The following is a 17,169-nucleotide window of genomic DNA, read 5'->3' on the forward strand; positions in this document are numbered from 1 at the left end:
CAGCATGCCCTATCCCTCACCACCGCGCAGCGCCTATCTCCATATTCCCTTCTGCCATCGGCGTTGTTATTACTGCGATTTCGCGGTGGTTCCGCTCGGAGATCGTGCCCGTGCCGATGCTGGGCCAGGCTCGGCATCGATCCGCGACTACCTCGGCCTTCTGCACCGTGAGATCAGCTCAGCAGCAGCGGGCCCTCCCCTGTCGACGATCTACATCGGAGGCGGCACACCATCGTTGCTTTCGGCATCACAGATCGCAGCGCTTCTTGAAGCGCTGCGGAGTCGTTTCGGCATCCAGCAGGGTGCTGAAGTCACCATGGAGATGGACCCGGCCAGCTTTGATCAAGGCAAGCTCCTTGCGGTGCTTGAGGCTGGCGTCAACCGGATCAGCCTGGGCGGCCAGAGTTTTGATGATGCTGTTCTGGCGCAGTTGGGGCGTCGCCACCAGGGCCGTGATCTGATTGAGGCCTGCGCTTGGCTGGATGAACTGTGGCGTTCCGGCGACCTGTGTTCCTGGAGTCTTGATCTGATTCAGAACCTGCCGGATCAATCGCTCGACGATTGGCAGGATCAGCTGGCCCGAGCCATGGCCAGTCGGGCCCCTCATTTGTCGATCTACGACCTCTCGATTGAACCCGGAACTGTTTTTGCCAAACTGCAGAGGCAGGGGATGCTCCAGCTCCCGGAGGATGACCTCGCGGTGCAGTTGATGGCTCACACCAGCAGACAGCTGGCTGAAGGGGGATACAGGCGATATGAGATTTCCAACCATGCCAAGCCTGGGCATGCTTCCCGCCATAACCGCGTGTACTGGAGTGGTGCCGCCTGGTGGGGGTTCGGGATGGGAGCTACGGGGGCTCCATGGGGCGAACGACTGGCCAGGCCGCGGACCCGAGAGGGCTATCGCTCCTGGCTTGACTCGCAGGCGCCTGAGGACAACAAATCTTCCCCACGGCCTCTGCCGCTGGATGATCTTCTCCTGGTCGGATTACGGCGCCGCGAAGGGGTTGATCTCCAGGCCCTGGAGTGTCCTGATCAGGAGGGGTTGCTGAAACGCTGGCAACCATTTCGTCGCCGCGGACTGTTGAACCTGGAAGCCGGTCGATGGTGCCTATCGGATCCGCAGGGCATGGCTCTTAGCAATCAGGTTCTTGTCGAAGTTCTTCTCTGGTGGGAGGAACTGATTTCTGCTGGGTCACCCATGTCTTCAGAGCATCGGAAAACAAGTGATGGCCTGCTACCAGCGCAGGACTGAAGGGTGGCTGCTGAGGGGTGAGGCCCAGCAGATCAGCCGTGACGCGCACTTGGCCATCACAATCATCTCCGGCGCCGATCCCGATCACAGGAATGTTCAGCGTCCGGCGTAATTCCCCAGACAGCTCGGCTGGGACATGTTCAAGAACCACAGCGAAACACCCGGCCTGTTCCAGTTCCAGGCCTTTGCGCAACAGACGTTCCTGGCTGGGACGATCTTGCGCCTGACGTCGGTAACCGAAGCGATGGACCGCCTGAGGCGTCAGACCCAGATGCCCCATCACCGGAATCCCCATGCGCACCAGTCGATCAATCACCGCCACGATTTCGGGTTCTGCGCCTTCCAGCTTCACGGCGGCAGCACTGGATTCCTTCAGGAGGCGACCCGCCGCTGCAACGGCGAGATCTTCGCCGCACTGATAGCTCAGAAACGGCAGGTCGCAGATCAGCAGCGGCTGACGCGATGGCATGCCCTGAAACCCGCGCGATACGGCTTGTGTGTGGTGCAGCATCCCATCGAGGCTGATCGGAAGCGTCGTGGCATGGCCAAGGGCCACCATGGCGAGGGAATCACCAACGAGAACGGCATCAGCACCTGCAGCTTGAACCCATGCCGCTGACAAGCTGTCCCAGGCTGTGAGCATGGTGATGGATTGCCCGGTCTGCTTGAACCGGATCAGATCGGCGGGGCGCATCGGCTGTCCGAAGCCCAGGTGGGCTCATTGCTAGCATCCGACCGACTCGGACCCATGCGGCTCGGACGCCCAAATCTGGTCAGGACCGGAAGGTAGCAGCCACACGGGATGCTCAGGGCAGGCGTGGAATCCGGGTCACCACAAGGATTGATCCCGATCAGCTCTCGTTGTTTGCTTGCTGCTGTCGCTGGCGGAGAAATTCGGGAATTTTTGCACCGTTTTCGTTGACCAGTCGCTGGGGATCGGCGGCCGTCGGTGAGGCTGCCGGCCGAGAGACGCTGCGCTCACTGCGGTACTGCTGGCCATTCTCGAATCCGGTGGCGATCACAGTCACGTGAATCTCACCCTCGAGAGCCTCATCGACAACGGCACCAACAATGATGTTGGCTTCCGGGTCGACCACGTCGTAGATGACCTCGGAGGCTGTGGTCATGTCTTCCAGTGTCATGTCCTTGCCTCCGCTGATGTTGATCACACAGCCCTTCGCTCCATCGATTCGCTCGGCTTCTAGCAGCGGGCTGCTGATCGCGGCCTGAGCTGCCTCCACAGCACGCGAACGACCCGATCCGATGCCAATTCCGAGCAGGGCCGTTCCCGCTTCAGTCATCACTGAGCGGACATCAGCAAAGTCGACATTTACCAGACCTGGGCAGGTGATGATGTCACTGATCCCTTTCACGCCCATTCGCAGCACGTCGTCGGCACTGCGGAAGGCCTCCTGCAGGGGAGCTCCAGAGATGGCGTCCTTGAGCCGATCGTTCGGGATGACGATCAGAGTGTCAACGTGATCAGCAAGCCTGGAAATCCCTTCATCGGCCTGACGCATGCGTCGACGGCCCTCGAAGCTGAAGGGCTTGGTGACAATGCCGACAGTGAGCGCGCCCACTTCGCGGGCGACCTCAGCCACCACAGGGGCTGCTCCCGTCCCGGTGCCACCACCCATGCCAGCGGCGATAAACACTAGATCGGCACCCTGCAGAGACTCATGCAGATCCGTGCGTGATTCCTCGGCCGCCTTTTGACCGATGGTTGGATTCCCTCCGGCGCCAAGTCCCCGCGTCAACGTCTGACCAAGCTGCAGTCGATGGTCTGCTTGGGACTGGATCAGAGCTTGGGCATCGGTGTTGAGGACCCGATAGGCCACACCTTCTAAATCGCTCATGATCATGCGGTTCACCGCATTGCTTCCTCCGCCACCGACGCCGATCACCTCAATCCGCGCCGACTGGCTCAATTGGATTCCGGAGGCCTCCATGGACGTTGGCACCATTTCCATCGTTGAGGCCGAGCCGTTGTGCTGTGGCTGCATTATGTCCCTCAAGACAGGAATGTTCTTGGTGCGATTACATTCATCCCTCAATCACGGTTTCGCAACATTCGGTCAGGGATTCCTGCCTGCTGGCCTTTAGGGGCCGGTTTGACGGGCAATTCCAATTCAGGACGGGCAGGGTTACTCAGGTCGATTGTTGCTTTTCCTTTGCTGATCAAGTGTTTGGGCATGGTTTTGCTGAGCTGATCAATCGCTGCGATCTGGTCCTGAAGCTGATCGATGTCACTGCCGAGGTTGATCAAGCCGAGGTGGTTGGTGTCCAGACTGATCGCACCGTCCGGATGGAGAACAATCGTTTTCAGGTTGTCTCCAAATGCATTGCGGCGGCTGAGAAGTTCGGCAATGGTGTCTCGGCTGTTTAAGGTCCAACCCTCTACGGTTATGCCACTAGAGGGAACGCGGTTGGGTGCGTCTGGATTGGGTTGAATCCACTGCCCGCGGTCATCGACCATTCCTTTCTCCCAGCGCGTGTTGCGTTGTCGGGTGGCATGGGCGACGGGCAACTGACCGATCAGCTCGACCTGAAGGCGGGCCGGAAAAGCCCAGCGTTCCACGCTCACCGCGCTGACGGGGAGATTGCGGCGAATCCGATCTTCCAGCTCGGTGGGACTGAGATTGAGCAAGGGTTGCGGAAAACGGATCTTTGCCACCTTTGCCACGAGTTCAGGACTGATCCCCGTGTCACCGGCGACGTCGATCTGCCTGCTTCCCGCCAGGGTCCATCCATGGCGGAGCAGCAGCCAACCCAGCGCTGTACTGCAGAACACAAGCGCGAACAAACGCCAGACCTGCACCAGGAATTCATGCCTCTTCTCCTTTCGGATCGCGCGCCGCCGCTCGAGCTGCGGCGAAAGTTTGACCGTTCCGCGGGGCCGCCTTGCTGGCGTGTCCGATTTCACAGGTCGCACCTGGCCCGGGACATCAATTGATCGCCCCAGCGTCGGGCTCGGTCGGCATCTGCAAAGGGAACATCCATCTGCCTGCCTTTGCCGATGAGCCGAAGGCGACAGCGCCCTTGGGATTCATCGGTGAGGGGAGCATCGCCCGAGGAAAGTGCCATCAGCTCGACCAGTTCCAGGCTGCAGATATCAAAACTGCCCTGGTCCTGAAATCGTCCTGCTTCAAAACGGCTCCAGATCAGTTCGCCCTCCTTGAGCAGGGCCGCGCCGGACCCATCGAGCTTGGCGAGTTCCGAGTTCTCTGCCCAGCTGCGGAAGAGGTTCTGACGGCGTCGCTCAAGCCAGCCAAGAGAAGCCAGCAGAACGAAGGCCAGCAGAAGCGGTAACCAGAGCAAGCCTTGGCTCATAAATCAGGCGGTGTGAAGGCGTTTCGATAGTTCATTCTCCAGCGGATGTAACGAGTTCGTGCACAAGCTGTTCGAGAGTTAACCCACTGGATTTCCAGAGCATTGGATACATGCTCTGTGCAGTAAAGCCCGGCAGCGTGTTGATCTCATTCAGCCAGAGCTGATCGGCGATTTGGTCGTAGAAAAAATCAACGCGCGCCATGCCGCGCACGCCGACAGCGGCGCAGGCCAGCAGGGAGAGCGTGCGGATCCGTTCGCTGATGGCCTCCGGTAACGGCGCAGGGATCATGGTTGAGCTGCAACCTGCTGTGTACTTCGTGTCGTAGTCGTACCAGTCGGCATCAAAACGGATTTCACCGACCACGGATGCACGCAATCTCGCCTTGCCGAGGACTGCACACTCCAGCTCCCTGGCCTGCACCCCCTGTTCGACCACCAGTCTCGGATCGAGTGCAGCCGCTTGGCGCAAGCCGTCCTCCAGTTCCACCTTTGTGCGGACTTTGCTGATCCCAACGGATGAACCCAGATTGGCCGGTTTGACAAAGCATGGATAGCCCAGTTCGCCTTCGATCCGATTCACAAGTGCGTTGCGATCCGTCTCGGCATCAAGGTCCGATGCCTGCACGCAGACATATGGCACCTGAGGCAGGTTGGCAGCTGCAAAGGCCGCCTTCATGGCTTGCTTGTCCATGCCGACGGCCGATCCCAGCACATCAGCTCCGACGAACGGCTTCCCCATCAGACGGAACAACCCTTGAACCGTTCCGTCCTCACCGTTCGGTCCGTGAAGCACCGGATACCAGACCGTGACCTCAGCTGCTTCATCAGGAAGACCGCGGAATCCTGCGTCGGGGAGAGGCGTGGGGAAGTCGGTCTCTTTGGGTGGCTGACCCTCCTTTAGAACCATTTCGGCAATGGACCGACCCCACCAGCGACCCATCCGATCGATGTAGATCGGCGTGACCTGATAACGGTGCTGATTTTCGCCGCTGCTCAGGCCTTTTAAAACTGTCGTGGCCGATCGGATTGAAACCGCGTGTTCTCCCGATTTCCCCCCAAACACCAGGCCGACGTGGGTGGGAGTGGAAGTCATCGGCGCGCGCCCGGTCTGCAAAGCGCGCCAAACGTATCAGTGCATCTACCGGCAGGGGAGGGGGGTGCCGCTCAGTGAGAACGAGCGGACAGCCTCAATCCGCACCTGCACCAGATCCCCTGGTTTGTAGTGCGTTCCATCTGCTCCTTTGGTAGAGAAGAAGGTCAGGCGGTTGGTGCGGGTGCGCCCCATCAGCTGGGATGGGTCCTTGGGATTCCCAGCCTCGGCCAGAACCTCTTCGATACGACCGGCGTAGCGGGTGTTGCGCTGTCGAGCGCAGCGCTCAACAAGAGCGTTAATCCCCCGCAGTCGCTCCACCTTCACCGCTTCAGGCAGCTGATTGTCCCAGTCGGCTGCAGGAGTGTTGGGGCGGGGCGAATAGGCGGCGGTGTTCACTTGATCGAAGCCAATTTCTTCGATCAGATCCAGGGTTCGCCGGTACTGGGCGTCGGTTTCTCCAGGGAAGGCAACGATCACATCCGCACTCAGCGAGGCATCGGGCATGCGATCACGAATGTGGTCGATGATCCGCCGGTACCGCTCCACGGTGTAGCCGCGGGCCATGGCCTGGAGCACGTCGTTGTCACCACTCTGAAAGGGGATGTGGAAGTGCTCGCAGAGTTTGGGTAGGTCGGCGCAGGCGTCGATCAGGCGCTTCGTGAAGTAGCGCGGATGGCTTGTCGCGAAGCGGATCCGTTCAATGCCCTCCACGTCGTGGACGTGGTGCAGCAGATCGGTGAGGGTGTTCTGGCGCCGCCCTTCTGGTGTGATGCCAGGCAGATCTCTTCCATAGGCGTCGATGTTCTGCCCCAAGAGGGTGATCTCCCGATACCCCTGAGCAGCCAGACCCTCCATCTCCAGCTTGATCGCCTCCGGCAGCCTGGACTGTTCTTTGCCCCGAACGGAGGGAACAACGCAATAGGTGCAGCGTTCGTTGCAGCCGTAGATCACATTCACCCAGCCGCAGATGCTGCTGTCTCGGCGTGCCGTGGTGATGTCTTCAAGGATGTGATGGTCCTCAGTGGCAACCACCTGTTGGCCGCTGTCCACTTGCTGCAACAGGGTTTCAAGCCGGTTGGCATGTTGTGGGCCCATCACCAGATCCAGTTCGGGCACGCGGCGGAGCAAGGACTCGCCTTCCTGCTGTGCCACGCATCCGGCCACCACCAGCGTGAGATTTGGGTTGCGGCGTTTGCGCTGCGCCTGGCGACCGAGATAGCTGTAAACCTTTTGCTCTGCGTTGTCCCGAATGGTGCAGGTGTTGTAAAGGACCAGATCCGCTTCGAGTTCGGCACTGGCTTCCTGGTAACCCATCGCTTCGAGGATTCCGGCCATGCGTTCGGAGTCGGCCTTGTTCATCTGGCAACCGAAGGTTGTGATCCAGTAACTGCCCCGTTCGGTGGCGGAGACGGGAACCGTTGCGGGTGAGACGGAGACGACCAAAGTATTGTCCGAAGCCTTCACAGTCTGATCGACGGTGGTGTCATGTCACCGGCCGCGTTGTTGTGTCAGTTTGGTCATTGGAGCTGATGATTGATGGGGTGGAGGCTGCGGCAGTTCAACCTCACCAAGGCAGTTCCCCTTGCCATTAGTCGGGGAATAACGGCGTCGGTGGTGCGGTTGGAACTCAGTCTTCAGCACCTCGGGATCACAGGACGTGGCGAAACCGGTGGCTTTGAAACAGGCCATCGCGCCTATTCCACAGATGCGGTGACCCGGGAATTGCGTGATTCGCTCGACCGTCTCACTGGTCTTGACCCCTGCAGACCCCAGGATTTCGAGTCGTTGTTGGAGTCCTTGACTCCGCCTGCCCGGTGTGCGGTGGACCTGGCTCTCTGGGATTGGTATGGGCAGTGGCTGGGGCATCCGCTCTGGCGGATCTGGGGGCTGGATGGGGAGCACGGCGTGGCCACCAGCGTCACCCTTGGTTTGGGCCCGGTCTCTGCCGTGCTGGATCGACTCAACCGCTGGTGGGAACTCCTCCCAGCATCGCGGGTGAAGCTGAAACTCGGTAGTCCAGAAGGCTTGGATCACGACCGAGTGCTGCTGGCGGCTGTTGCCGAAGCAATCGATCGGCATTCACAGGATCTCGGTGCATCGATTGAGTTGCAGGTGGATGCCAATGGGGGCTGGAGTCTTGACCAGGCTCGGCTGATGTTGCATTCGCTGCAGCAGAGCCTGGTGGTGCTGCTGGAGCAACCTTTGGCGCCGGATGCTGATCCAGACAAGGATCGGGAGGGATTTGCGGCGCTTCAGCCGGATTGTCCGATGCCCTTGGTGGCGGATGAAAGCTGTTGGGATCTGGAGGATCTGCTGCGGCTTGCTCCTGTGGTTGATGGTGTGAATCTGAAATTGCTCAAGACCGGTGGCCTGAGCCAGGCCCTGCTCATGGCGCGGATCGCCCGGTGTCATGGCCTTGATCTGATGGTGGGGTGTTATTCCGACAGTCGGCTTCTCAACGGCGCGGCAGCCCAGCTGTTGCCCTTGATCCGTTGGCCTGATCTGGACAGTCATCTCAATCTCGTGGATGACCCCTACATCGGTTTACCCCTGGATGCTGATGTGTTGCGGCCCTCGCCGGATCCTGGGCTTGGTATTCGGCCTCGGATGGAGACGATCGAATCAATCACCACCGAATGATCTGGCACCGAATGGTGTCCAACTGCGGGGTAAGGATCAGACCAGACCAGCAACCAGAAACCAGACACCCCGGGACCAGACGTTTACGTTTTTGCCGCCTGAGGACGAGGTCAGATGCGCAGATCGGCAGTCATGGCCCCCTTGCACCGATGCTTTGAATTGCTATCGGTGTGGGCAATCTTCCATGGCCATGGCGGACACCGACGTCCAGTCTTTTGAACCGATCCGGTTGTCATGACCGTCATGCACGCTCCGCAGGGGTTTCGGGAGATGAAAGCGGTGCTGCTACAGCACGGGGGCCTCGCCAGCCTCACAGGAAAGACTGGGTTGGCCATGTTGCGACATCGGCCAGGGCCGATTGTCGCTGTGATTGATCCAGACCATGTTGGTCAGCCACTCGTCTCTGTCACTGGCATCGATCGGGATGTGCCCGTTGTCTCTGAGCTGGCCGAAGCGCTGCCCTTCAGCCCGGAGGTAGCCGTTGTGGGGCTTGCGCCATCGGGTGGGATGCTCCCCGACGCTGTGCGGCGAGATGCTCTGGCAGCTCTGAAAGCAGGTTTACATCTCGCCAGTGGTCTTCACACCCGGCTTGGGGAGGATCCAGAGCTGAAGGCTGCGCGACGGGCCGATCGTTGGATCTGGGATCTGCGCCAGGAGCCTCAGCAGCTGCAGGTGGGTCGGGCGCGTGCCTCGGCTCTCCACTGTCACAGGGTGCTTGCGGTGGGGACGGATATGGCCGTCGGCAAGATGAGTGCCTGTCTTGAGCTGTTGGCGGCAGCGGAGCGCCGTTCCCTGCCTGCCCGCTTCGTCGGCACCGGTCAGGCCGGCATCCTGATCAGTGGTGAGGGGGTGGCTCTCGATGCCGTACGCGTTGATTACGCCACGGGTGCGGTGGAAGCTGCCGTTCTGAGTGCCTCCAGGGATCTTCCGCCCGAGGGGGTTGTGCTGGTTGAGGGGCAGGGTTCCCTCTGCCATCCAGGCTCGAGCGCCACGTTGCCGTTGTTGCGGGGCAGTCAGCCATCTGCACTCCTGTTGGTGCATCGTGCCGGGCAGGTGAGCATCGACCGATTGCCTCAGATTCCCCTGCCACCTATGAAGGATCTCATCCTGCAGATGGAGGCATTGGCAAGCTGGGCCCGTCCAGCGGGGGCACCGGAGCAACCGCATGTACGAGGCATTGCCCTGAACACGGCAAGGCTTGACGAGACCAACGCCCGCATTGCTGTTGAGGCCATCCAGGAGGATCTGAATCTCCCCTGCACAGACCCGATCCGCTGGGGTGCTGAAACACTCCTGGATGCGGTGACGCGCAATGATTGATGAGGGCGAGCGAGGGGATTCGAACCCCCGAATAGCGGCGCCACAAGCCGCTGCCTTAACCACTTGGCGACGCCCGCCGCGTCTTGGAGAATCTAACAATCCATCCAGTTTCTAGCCCGTTGCAGCCAAGAGCCCCCCGCCGGCGGGTGCCCGTCGCTGCTGTCCTCGCCGTTTTGATCGGGGCTGGCAGCGCTGCAGTCCTGGCCTGGACGAATCCCAATCGGGACGACTTCCAGGAGCACGCCGGGGAGCAGTTGGTGACGCTCACCACCGAGGAACTGTGCGAGAAGCAGTCGCTTCCCATGGTGCTGCGTCTCTGGATCCGCGACTGTCCGGCGCTGGTTGCGTCCCAGAGAGAGACCCTGGCTCAGTTGGCAGGTCGGTTAACCACCCGCTGGGACCTTGTGATCGCGAGTGTCTATGTCACAAGACTTGGTCGCCAGGAACTGTTGCCTGGACTGAGGCTGCCTGGCGCTGAGGTGATCACCGTGGGAGTTGCAGGGCGCTTCGTGCTTGTCTCTTCGGAAACTTTCGCTGGTGGCCGGGAGTGAGCCAGCCTTCTCAGTCACTGGAGGCCTGGGTTCCACGCAGCCTGGTGGAGATTCCAGCCGGGAGTCCTCTGCCTCAGGTCAATGGAGACGGGCTTACGCCCATGACTCTCCGATGGAGCGACGGCCACTTGCATGCGCCAGAACCACTCCCGGAGCACGCATCGTCTCCCAAGACGCTGGTCATGCCAAGGCTTGCCGATCCCCATGTTCACCTCGACAAGGCCTTCAGCTGGGCTGATCACCCCAACCGGATAGGCACTTACGACGGTGCCATGGCAGCCAACCTCCGAGAGCATCAAACGCGAACGCATCAAGCCGTGCTGCAACGGGGGCAGCGGGCACTGGAGCAGGCCTGCAGCAGCGGTTTACGTGCCCTGCGCAGCCATGTCGACAGCCTCGGTGATGGTGCGGAGTGCAGCTGGAATGCGCTGCTTGAACTGCGGGACCGCTGGCAGAACCGCATCGAGCTCCAACTGGTGGCGTTGCTTCCTCTCGATTACTGGAGCACGTCTGAGGGGTGCCAGTTTGCTCGATGGGTGGCATCGGTTGGCGGTTTGTTGGGCGGGGTGCCCGTGTCCCATCGCGCTGGGCCGAGGTTGCGCGACCAGTTGCGGGCGTTGATCGCGCTTGCCGAGGATCTGGGTTGCGGAATTGATCTTCACCTCGATGAAAGCGATCGTGACCCTGCTGCAGGACTCGTGCAGCTGCTGGCTGCGCTCCAAGATCAGTCGGTATCGATTCCGATCACCTGCAGTCACCTCAGCAGTGTCGGGCTGCTTCCTGTTCCCGATCGCCAAAGGCTTGGTGAACGGATGGCGGGTCAAGGGCTCTGCGTCGTCGCTTTGCCCCTAACCAATGCCTGGCTGTTGGCACGCCAGCCTGGAGTTACGCCAACGACCCGACCGTTGGCCCCGATCCGTTGCCTCCAGCGCTCTGGAGTCTGCGTTGCCGTTGGATGCGACAACGTCGCTGACCCCTGGTATCCAGCGGGTGGGTTCGATCCGATCACATTGATGGCTCAAAGCTTGCCGCTGGCACAGCTGGCTCCCTGGCAGCGGCTTGGTTTGGCTCCCTTCACCACAGCTGCGGCAGAGTTGATGGGCCTTCGCTGGGACGGGTTACTTCGCAAAGGTGCTCCCGCTGATCTGATGATTCTTGAGGCGAGCAGCTGGAGTGAAGCTCTGATGCTCCCAACAAACCGCAGCATCCTGATCGCAGGTCACAGTTGGACCACGCCAACCCGCTAGACCGTCTGCCAGAGCAGCATTGAGTCTCCATGAGCAGCCGTGCGGATTCCCTGGCAGCATTAAGGCAGGACTTGGCCTGCATTCCGGGCCTGGAACTGTTCGGGGAGTCTGCCGATCTGAAACGGTTGTCCAGGGATTCCTACGACTATTCCCCTGTGCTGGAGAAGCGTCTGGAGTCATGTCGTGCGGATCTTGTCGTTCGTCCTGCCGACGCATCCGTCGTCCAACTTCTGGCGGCCGCCTGTGCCAAGCACGGGATCCCTCTCACCATTCGTGGTGCCGGCACCGGCAATTACGGCCAGTGCGTACCGCTTGACGGCGGAGTTGTGATGCTCACCGGCTCTCTCCAACGCATTCGCGGTATCGATCCGAGCACCGGTGTGGTGACGGTGGAGCCCGGTTGCCTGATGCGGGACCTTGATGCGGAACTGCGACGTCATGGCCGACAGCTGCGTTTGCTCCCGAGCACCTGGCGGAGTGCGTCGATCGGTGGGTTTGTCTCTGGTGGATCGGGTGGAATCGGTTCAATCCGCTGGGGCTTTCTTCGGGATCCAGGCCATTTGCTGGGTTTAGAGGTGATTTCAGTTGAACTTGAACCCAAACGAGAGACGCTCTGCGCCAGCGAAGCAGAGGCGTTGAATCACGCCTATGGCACCAATGGAATCATTACAGCCCTCCAGCTGGCGACAGCGCCTGCGGAGGATTGGCATCAGTTGAGCATTGACTGCATCAGCTGGCCGGCGGCTGTGGACTTGTTGCTCAGGCTTGGCCGCTCCGCTCTTTCCCTGCACCTGGCAACTCTGCTTGAGCGTCCAATGCTGAGCCATTTGCCCCCATGGAGTGGGCCTCCCGCTGACTGCCATCGCCTTCTCCTGCTCGTCGCACCGGATGCCGTCAGCAGCGTGCAACGGCTCGCTGATGCCGCTGATGCCGTGCTGCATGATCTTGGTCCGGAGCAGCTCCAGAGCGGCCGCAGTTTGCGGGAATTGAGCTGGAATCACACCACGCTTCACCTGCGTTCAGCAGATCCAGGCTGGACCTATCTCCAGATGCTCCTGCCGCAACCGGAGCTGCCAGCAATGGAGAAGCTGCGTCAACGTTGGACGGATGGGTTGTTGTGGCACCTCGAAGCCGTTTCCCAGCAGGGCGCACTCCGTTTGGCAGCCCTGCCATTGGTTCGGTGGGATGGTCCTGAGCGTTTGGAGCAGCTGATGGCGGATTGCCGTGAGGCGGGTGCTGTGCTTTTCAATCCCCATGTCCTCACGGTCGAAGATGGCGGACTTGGAATCGTGGATGGTGATCAAGTGGCGGCTAAAACCCGTTTTGACCCCCGCGGTCTTCTCAATCCCGGCAAGCTTCGCGGCTGGTCTGAACGCTCTGCTTAACAGCCAAGACTGTCCCGGGTGGCGACGCCTGTGGTGGGGTTGATGCCATCGGCGTCCCGGCAGAGTCGACGCTGATCATCTCTATCAAGGAGGGCATCGCTGAAGTCAGCCCCTTCGATCAGGGCGTCTGTGAAGCTGCTCCCCGAGGCAATGATTCCCGTGAGAATGGTATTGCGAAGGTCGGTTTTAACGAAATCAGCACGATCCATTAGGGCATCGGAAAGATCGGCATCATGGAAGTCCGCTTCTGAAAAAGCACCCTGGGTCATGATCGCGCCATGCAGGTTGGCGCCATGGAAATCCGCCTGACGGCCAACGGCTCCAGCGAAGGATGTGCTTTGCAGTTGTTGACCATGGAAATCCGTCCCGGTCTGATTGGTGAGGGTGTAATCGACCTTTTCTTGAAATAGAGCCCGATCCTGCAGTCCAAATCCCTCTGAGGTATCGAGGGCAAAGGCAGGGCTCACCAGGCAAACAATGGCCAGCAGCACGGAGAACAACAGATGCTGCATGGGCATGGTGTGGGGAACGATCCGCATCACTCTGCCGTCACAAGGCAGCGACTGAATAGATCACCGATCAGATAAAGCGATCCCGCAAGGATGGGAAAGGGATCAGGCCATGGTCCCTGTGCGCGGATTGTCTCCAGAGCGGCTTCGCTGCTAGAGCTTTGGTGCATTTGCTCGCCCCAGGATTCCTCCTGCTCAACAAGCATGGCGCGATCCCAGCTGCTGTGGCCCGGCACAGGCACGATCCAGATCTGATCCGCTGGTTTGATCAGGCTTTGAAGCATGGTGATCGCCTGTTTGTGGGCCTGAATTCCAAGGATCCAGCACACACCTAGCTGTTCGCCCGGCCAGCTCTGCCGTTCTAGGGCCAGCTGCACGGCCGCGGCTGGATTGTGGGCGCCGTCAATTCGCAGCGGCAGGCTTTTCCAGTGAACAGTCTGAAGTCGCCCGCACCATCGGGTTTCAGCAAAGCCTGTTCGGATTGCGGCTTCCGGCACCGGCCACCCGAGGCCATCGAGAGCATGGAGAGCTCCAAGGGCAACGGCGGCGTTGCTGCGTTGCATCACGCCTTTCAAACCCAGATTCCATTCGCACCCCAATGGTTCAACCCAGGCAAGACGGGCCTGTTGCTGCCGGCAGGCTGCCTCGAGAACCTCGGCCACCGCAGGATCTTGGTAGGCGCTGACCACTGTGGCTCCTGGGGAGATCACGGCGGCTTTTTCCGTTGCAATCGCCTGCAGGGTGTGGCCCAGATGCTCACAGTGATCCATGCCGATCGACGCCATGGCGATCACCGGACGCTTGGGGTGAGCGGTGGTGGCATCCAGGCGTCCACCCAGACCAACCTCCAGCACCAGCACATCCACCTGATTGGAGGCGAAGTATTCAAAGGCGACGGCAAGAAGCTGCTCAAAGGGGGTGAGCTTGTTCCGCTCGCAGATCTTTCGCTGTGCAACGAGCCGAGAGCGCAGTTCTGCTTCAGCAATCATCCCCCCGTCGACGCGAATGCGCTCGCACCAATTCACCAGATGGGGTGACGTGGTGAGCCCCGTTTTGATGCCTGCCCGCTGCAGTGCACTGGAGAGAAAAGCCGCGATCGAGCCTTTGCCGTTGGTGCCGGCGACCTGAATCGCTGGTACATCTGCACAGGGGAAACCGAGCTCATCCAGGGCATGCCGCATGCGATCCAGCTGCAGATCCATGCCCCGCAGATCGAAACGGGGAATCAGATCTGAAAAGTCGTCCGGCATGTGGCCTCAAGACGCCGCAGCAGCTGGCGAATCTCGCGGGCGCTGATTGACAGGGGGGGCACCATGCGCAAAACCGTCGGCCCCGCCGCCACCAACAGCAACCGATCGTTCAGCGCTGCAGCGGCCAGTTGTGGTGCGGTGATGTTGCAATCCGGCTGCATCACCACGCCCTGCAGCAGTCCCCAGCCACGAACGCATTGAAATTGCCCTGGGAAAGCTTCCACCAGTTTTTCGAGTCCTTCACGGAGCTGGTCACCCCGTTTCTGCACGTTGCGCATCAGGTTTCGCCGGTCGATTTCCTGTGCCACGGTCAGACCGGCACGGCAGGCAAATGGGTTCCCTCCAAACGTGCTGGCGTGATCACCTGGCTCAAAGACATCGGCATGATCCTGAACCACCAGGGCTCCGATCGCATGCCCCCCACCCAGACCTTTCGCCAGAGTGAAGGCATCCGGCTCGATCCCCAGCTGTTCATAACCCCATCGCATTCCGCTGCGACCCATACCTACCTGCACTTCGTCAAGAATCAGGAGGATGTTCCGTTCCGAGCAGAGGGAGCGGAGTCGTTGAAAAAAGCTCGGGTCTCCAGGATTGACCCCTCCCTCGCCCTGTAAGGGTTCAATCAGAACTGCGGCGACTGCCGGTCCTTGGCTTTCGTGGCGATTCAGCAGTGCTTCGAAGGCGTCAGCTTCGTTGAACGGAAAATAATCAAAGCCCTCAACAACGGGCTCAAAACCTGAGTGATATTTCGGCTGACCAGTTGCCGTCACTGCTGCAAGGGTGCGCCCGTGAAAACTTGCTGCAGCCGAAAGGATCACGGGCCGTTCAATTCCCCGTCGCCGGTGGCCATGTTTGCGGGCCAGCTTGATGGCCGCCTCGTTGGCCTCGGCACCTGAATTACAGAAGAAAACACTGTGTCCACAACTGTGATCAACAATCCACCGGGCCAGCGCTTCCTGCTCTGGGATGCGATACAGGTTTGAGACATGCTGCAGACGACTGAGCTGCTGCTTCAACGCGCGTCGCATCGCTGGGTCGCTGTGGCCAAGGGTGCAAGTGGCGATGCCGGCGACTGCGTCGAGGTATTGCTTTCCTGATTGGTCCCAAACCCAGCAACCTTTTCCGCGCACCAATGTGAGCGGAAAACGGTTGTAGGTGTTCATGACTGCAGTGGGAGCGGTGGGACTTGAACCCACATGCCCGAAGGCGCTCGATTTTGAGTCGAGTCCGTCTACCAATTCCGGCACGCTCCCATGATCGGGATTCTAGGAACCCGAGGGTCAGTGTTCAGCTTTGCTGTCGACGGACGCTTGCGCCAACCTGATTGAGCTTGGCCTCGATATCTGCATAGCCGCGATCGAGATGTTCAAGACCGGAGACCTGCGTTGTCCCGTCGGCAGCAAGGGCTGCTAGCACCATGGCAGCAGAGGCTCTGAGATCACTCCCGGTGACTGGTGCACCACTGAGACGAGGCACCCCTTCAACGATGCCGGTGCTGCCTTCGATACGAATCGACGCACCCATGCGTTGAAGCTCGGCTACGTGTTGCATTCGGTTTTCATAGATCTTTTCAGCAATCACACTTGTTCCCTGCGCGGTTGCCATCAAGGCCATGAATGGGGCCTGGAGGTCCGTTGGAAAACCAGGAAAAGGCTGGGTGATCACATCGACTGCCTTGATTTCACCGGGCCTGATTGTGATGCCCACGCTGTCGATCTCAAGTTGACAGCCGCAGTCACGAAGCTTCTGGAGAACGGAATTGAGGTGCTCCGGCACGACGGGCTCAACTCTCAACGTTGATCGGGTGATCGCGGCGGCCATCAGAAAAGTGCCGGCTTCGATGCGATCGGGGATGACCGAATAGGCGGAACATCCATGCAGGCGCTCCACTCCTTCAACAGTGATGACGGGACCACCGGCACCACTCACCTTTGCTCCCATGCAATTCAGCAGGTTGGCGAGGTCCTGAACTTCAGGTTCTTTGGCCGCGTTTTCGATGGTTGATGTTCCATCAGCCAAAACTGCTGCCATCAAGAGGGTTTCGGTGGCACCAACACTCGGGCAATCCAGAACGATTGAGGCTCCCTTAAGGCGCTTCAGACCACCGGGGAGTGCGGCTGTTACGAGACCGTGGTTGACATTGACGACGGCACCCATGGCCTTGAGTCCACGGATGTGTTCCACAACAGGACGGGCCCCGATGCGGCATCCACCGGGTAACGGCACCCTGGCGTGGCCCAAACGGCCAAGAAGCGAACCAATGCTGAAGAAGCTGGCCCGAAGACAGTTGACTAACTCGTATGGAGGCTCAGAGGATTTGAGATGTGTTGCTGTCAGTTTCAGACTGTTTGGGGAACGGACAACTGAAACACCAAGTGCTTCGAGGATCGCGCCCATCCCCTGAATATCAGTTAGGTCGGGAACGTTGCACAGTTCAACTGGTTCATTGGTTAAGAGAGCAGCTGTCATCAGCACAAGAGCTGAATTTTTAGCTCCACTCACGGTCATTACACCGCTTAAACCGACACCACCATCTATTGAGAGATGCGACTTGAGACCCCCCTGAGACGCAGTGGCCGTAACCATCAT

Annotated in this window: 16 protein-coding genes, 2 tRNA genes and 1 other RNA gene; 7 read left to right on the forward strand and 12 right to left on the reverse strand. The window is 60.0% G+C overall.

What is annotated here, in order from left to right; all coding sequences use genetic code 11:
• Positions 1–4 precede the first annotated feature (4 nt).
• The gene (gene hemW / locus SIB64_RS07470) at positions 5–1,255 is read left to right on the forward strand and encodes a radical SAM family heme chaperone HemW (protein ID WP_413442613.1); all 1,251 of its coding nucleotides are present in this window, start codon (positions 5–7) and stop codon (positions 1,253–1,255) included.
• Here hemW and panB read toward each other — a convergent pair.
• On the reverse strand, positions 1,137–1,949 hold the full coding sequence (panB, locus tag SIB64_RS07475; protein WP_413442614.1) for a 3-methyl-2-oxobutanoate hydroxymethyltransferase: 813 nt from the start codon (positions 1,947–1,949) through the stop codon (positions 1,137–1,139). The two genes, hemW and panB, sit on opposite strands and share 119 nt — an antisense overlap.
• Positions 1,950–1,992: 43 nt before the next feature.
• On the opposite strand from panB, the gene ffs reads away from it, so the two are divergent.
• Positions 1,993–2,089: signal recognition particle sRNA small type (gene ffs, locus SIB64_RS07480), an RNA gene on the forward strand.
• A 17-nt stretch (positions 2,090–2,106) separates the two neighbouring features.
• On the opposite strand, the gene ftsZ is transcribed toward ffs, so the two are convergent.
• The 5 genes from ftsZ to miaB are packed head-to-tail and all read right to left on the reverse strand — an operon-like array spanning position 2,107 to position 7,121.
• Positions 2,107–3,258: a cell division protein FtsZ gene (gene ftsZ / locus SIB64_RS07485; RefSeq protein ID WP_413442615.1), complete on the reverse strand. Its 1,152-nt coding sequence runs from the start codon at positions 3,256–3,258 to the stop codon at positions 2,107–2,109.
• Between the two features lie 47 nt (positions 3,259–3,305).
• The gene (locus SIB64_RS07490) at positions 3,306–4,187 is read right to left on the reverse strand and encodes an FtsQ-type POTRA domain-containing protein (RefSeq protein WP_413442616.1); all 882 of its coding nucleotides are present in this window, start codon (positions 4,185–4,187) and stop codon (positions 3,306–3,308) included.
• Positions 4,175–4,585, reverse strand: a complete 411-nt coding sequence (locus tag SIB64_RS07495; RefSeq protein WP_413442617.1) for a hypothetical protein — start codon at positions 4,583–4,585, stop codon at positions 4,175–4,177. The genes SIB64_RS07490 and SIB64_RS07495 overlap by 13 nt, the downstream gene beginning before the upstream one ends.
• Before the next feature lie 31 nt (positions 4,586–4,616).
• Positions 4,617–5,678: a D-alanine--D-alanine ligase family protein gene (locus SIB64_RS07500; protein WP_413442618.1), complete on the reverse strand. Its 1,062-nt coding sequence runs from the start codon at positions 5,676–5,678 to the stop codon at positions 4,617–4,619.
• A gap of 45 nt (positions 5,679–5,723) precedes the next feature.
• On the reverse strand, positions 5,724–7,121 hold the full coding sequence (gene miaB / locus SIB64_RS07505; protein ID WP_413442934.1) for a tRNA (N6-isopentenyl adenosine(37)-C2)-methylthiotransferase MiaB: 1,398 nt from the start codon (positions 7,119–7,121) through the stop codon (positions 5,724–5,726).
• 93 nt (positions 7,122–7,214) lie between these two features.
• Here miaB and SIB64_RS07510 point away from each other — a divergent pair, with 93 nt between their 5' ends.
• Both SIB64_RS07510 and SIB64_RS07515 read left to right on the forward strand, forming a co-directional pair.
• Positions 7,215–8,318, forward strand: coding sequence for a dipeptide epimerase (locus tag SIB64_RS07510; RefSeq protein WP_413442619.1), 1,104 nt, complete (start codon positions 7,215–7,217; stop codon positions 8,316–8,318).
• Between the two features lie 234 nt (positions 8,319–8,552).
• Positions 8,553–9,638 carry a DUF1611 domain-containing protein gene (locus tag SIB64_RS07515; protein ID WP_413442620.1) on the forward strand — a complete coding sequence of 362 codons (1,086 nt, stop codon included), beginning with the start codon at positions 8,553–8,555 and terminating at the stop codon, positions 9,636–9,638.
• 4 nt (positions 9,639–9,642) lie between these two features.
• Here SIB64_RS07515 and SIB64_RS07520 read toward each other — a convergent pair.
• Positions 9,643–9,715: transfer RNA gene (locus SIB64_RS07520), tRNA-His, on the reverse strand.
• Positions 9,716–9,757: 42 nt separating this feature from the next.
• Here SIB64_RS07520 and SIB64_RS07525 point away from each other — a divergent pair.
• From SIB64_RS07525 to SIB64_RS07535, 3 genes are read left to right on the forward strand one after another with little or no spacing between them, the layout of a single operon-like run.
• Positions 9,758–10,189 (forward strand): DUF4359 domain-containing protein, encoded by a 432-nt coding sequence (locus SIB64_RS07525; RefSeq protein ID WP_413442621.1) that lies wholly within the window; start codon positions 9,758–9,760, stop codon positions 10,187–10,189.
• Positions 10,186–11,436 (forward strand): amidohydrolase family protein, encoded by a 1,251-nt coding sequence (locus SIB64_RS07530; protein ID WP_413442622.1) that lies wholly within the window; start codon positions 10,186–10,188, stop codon positions 11,434–11,436. Before SIB64_RS07525 ends, SIB64_RS07530 begins: the two co-directional genes overlap by 4 nt.
• 29 nt (positions 11,437–11,465) lie before the next feature.
• Positions 11,466–12,821 carry an FAD-binding oxidoreductase gene (locus SIB64_RS07535; protein ID WP_413442623.1) on the forward strand — a complete coding sequence of 452 codons (1,356 nt, stop codon included), beginning with the start codon at positions 11,466–11,468 and terminating at the stop codon, positions 12,819–12,821.
• Here the strand turns inward: SIB64_RS07535 and SIB64_RS07540 are convergent.
• The 5 genes from SIB64_RS07540 to murA all read right to left on the reverse strand — a co-directional run bounded on the left by SIB64_RS07540 (position 12,818) and on the right by murA (position 17,169).
• Entirely contained in the window at positions 12,818–13,333 is a 516-nt protein-coding gene (locus tag SIB64_RS07540; RefSeq protein ID WP_413442935.1) for a pentapeptide repeat-containing protein, read from the reverse strand. The two genes, SIB64_RS07535 and SIB64_RS07540, sit on opposite strands and share 4 nt — an antisense overlap.
• Before the next feature lie 26 nt (positions 13,334–13,359).
• Positions 13,360–14,580, reverse strand: a complete 1,221-nt coding sequence (locus tag SIB64_RS07545; RefSeq protein ID WP_413442624.1) for a bifunctional folylpolyglutamate synthase/dihydrofolate synthase — start codon at positions 14,578–14,580, stop codon at positions 13,360–13,362.
• Positions 14,556–15,743 (reverse strand): aspartate aminotransferase family protein, encoded by a 1,188-nt coding sequence (locus SIB64_RS07550; RefSeq protein ID WP_413442625.1) that lies wholly within the window; start codon positions 15,741–15,743, stop codon positions 14,556–14,558. The genes SIB64_RS07545 and SIB64_RS07550 overlap by 25 nt, the downstream gene beginning before the upstream one ends.
• 8 nt (positions 15,744–15,751) lie before the next feature.
• A tRNA-Leu gene (locus tag SIB64_RS07555) sits at positions 15,752–15,833 on the reverse strand.
• Positions 15,834–15,867: 34 nt separating this feature from the next.
• A complete protein-coding gene (murA, locus tag SIB64_RS07560; RefSeq protein ID WP_413442626.1) occupies positions 15,868–17,169 on the reverse strand; it encodes a UDP-N-acetylglucosamine 1-carboxyvinyltransferase in 1,302 nt (433 codons plus the stop codon).

The organism is Synechococcus sp. MIT S1220, assembly GCF_047303025.1.
GTDB lineage: Bacteria > Cyanobacteriota > Cyanobacteriia > PCC-6307 > Cyanobiaceae > Parasynechococcus.

Bases quoted from the DNA above. Each gene is read 5' to 3' on its own strand.
- SIB64_RS07515 (WP_413442620.1), top strand. From the start codon at position 8,553: ATGACCGTCATGCACGCTCCGCAGGGGTTTCGGGAGATGAAAGCGGTG.
- ftsZ (WP_413442615.1), bottom strand. From the start codon at position 3,258: ATGCAGCCACAGCACAACGGCTCGGCCTCAACGATGGAAATGGTGCCA.
- hemW (WP_413442613.1), top strand. From the start codon at position 5: ATGCCCTATCCCTCACCACCGCGCAGCGCCTATCTCCATATTCCCTTC.
- SIB64_RS07500 (WP_413442618.1), bottom strand. From the start codon at position 5,678: ATGACTTCCACTCCCACCCACGTCGGCCTGGTGTTTGGGGGGAAATCG.
- SIB64_RS07510 (WP_413442619.1), top strand. From the start codon at position 7,215: ATGGGGTGGAGGCTGCGGCAGTTCAACCTCACCAAGGCAGTTCCCCTT.
- SIB64_RS07535 (WP_413442623.1), top strand. From the start codon at position 11,466: ATGAGCAGCCGTGCGGATTCCCTGGCAGCATTAAGGCAGGACTTGGCC.
- murA (WP_413442626.1), bottom strand. From the start codon at position 17,169: ATGATGGTTACGGCCACTGCGTCTCAGGGGGGTCTCAAGTCGCATCTC.
- SIB64_RS07540 (WP_413442935.1), bottom strand. From the start codon at position 13,333: ATGCAGCATCTGTTGTTCTCCGTGCTGCTGGCCATTGTTTGCCTGGTG.
- SIB64_RS07550 (WP_413442625.1), bottom strand. From the start codon at position 15,743: ATGAACACCTACAACCGTTTTCCGCTCACATTGGTGCGCGGAAAAGGT.
- SIB64_RS07545 (WP_413442624.1), bottom strand. From the start codon at position 14,580: ATGCCGGACGACTTTTCAGATCTGATTCCCCGTTTCGATCTGCGGGGC.
- SIB64_RS07495 (WP_413442617.1), bottom strand. From the start codon at position 4,585: ATGAGCCAAGGCTTGCTCTGGTTACCGCTTCTGCTGGCCTTCGTTCTG.
- panB (WP_413442614.1), bottom strand. From the start codon at position 1,949: ATGCGCCCCGCCGATCTGATCCGGTTCAAGCAGACCGGGCAATCCATC.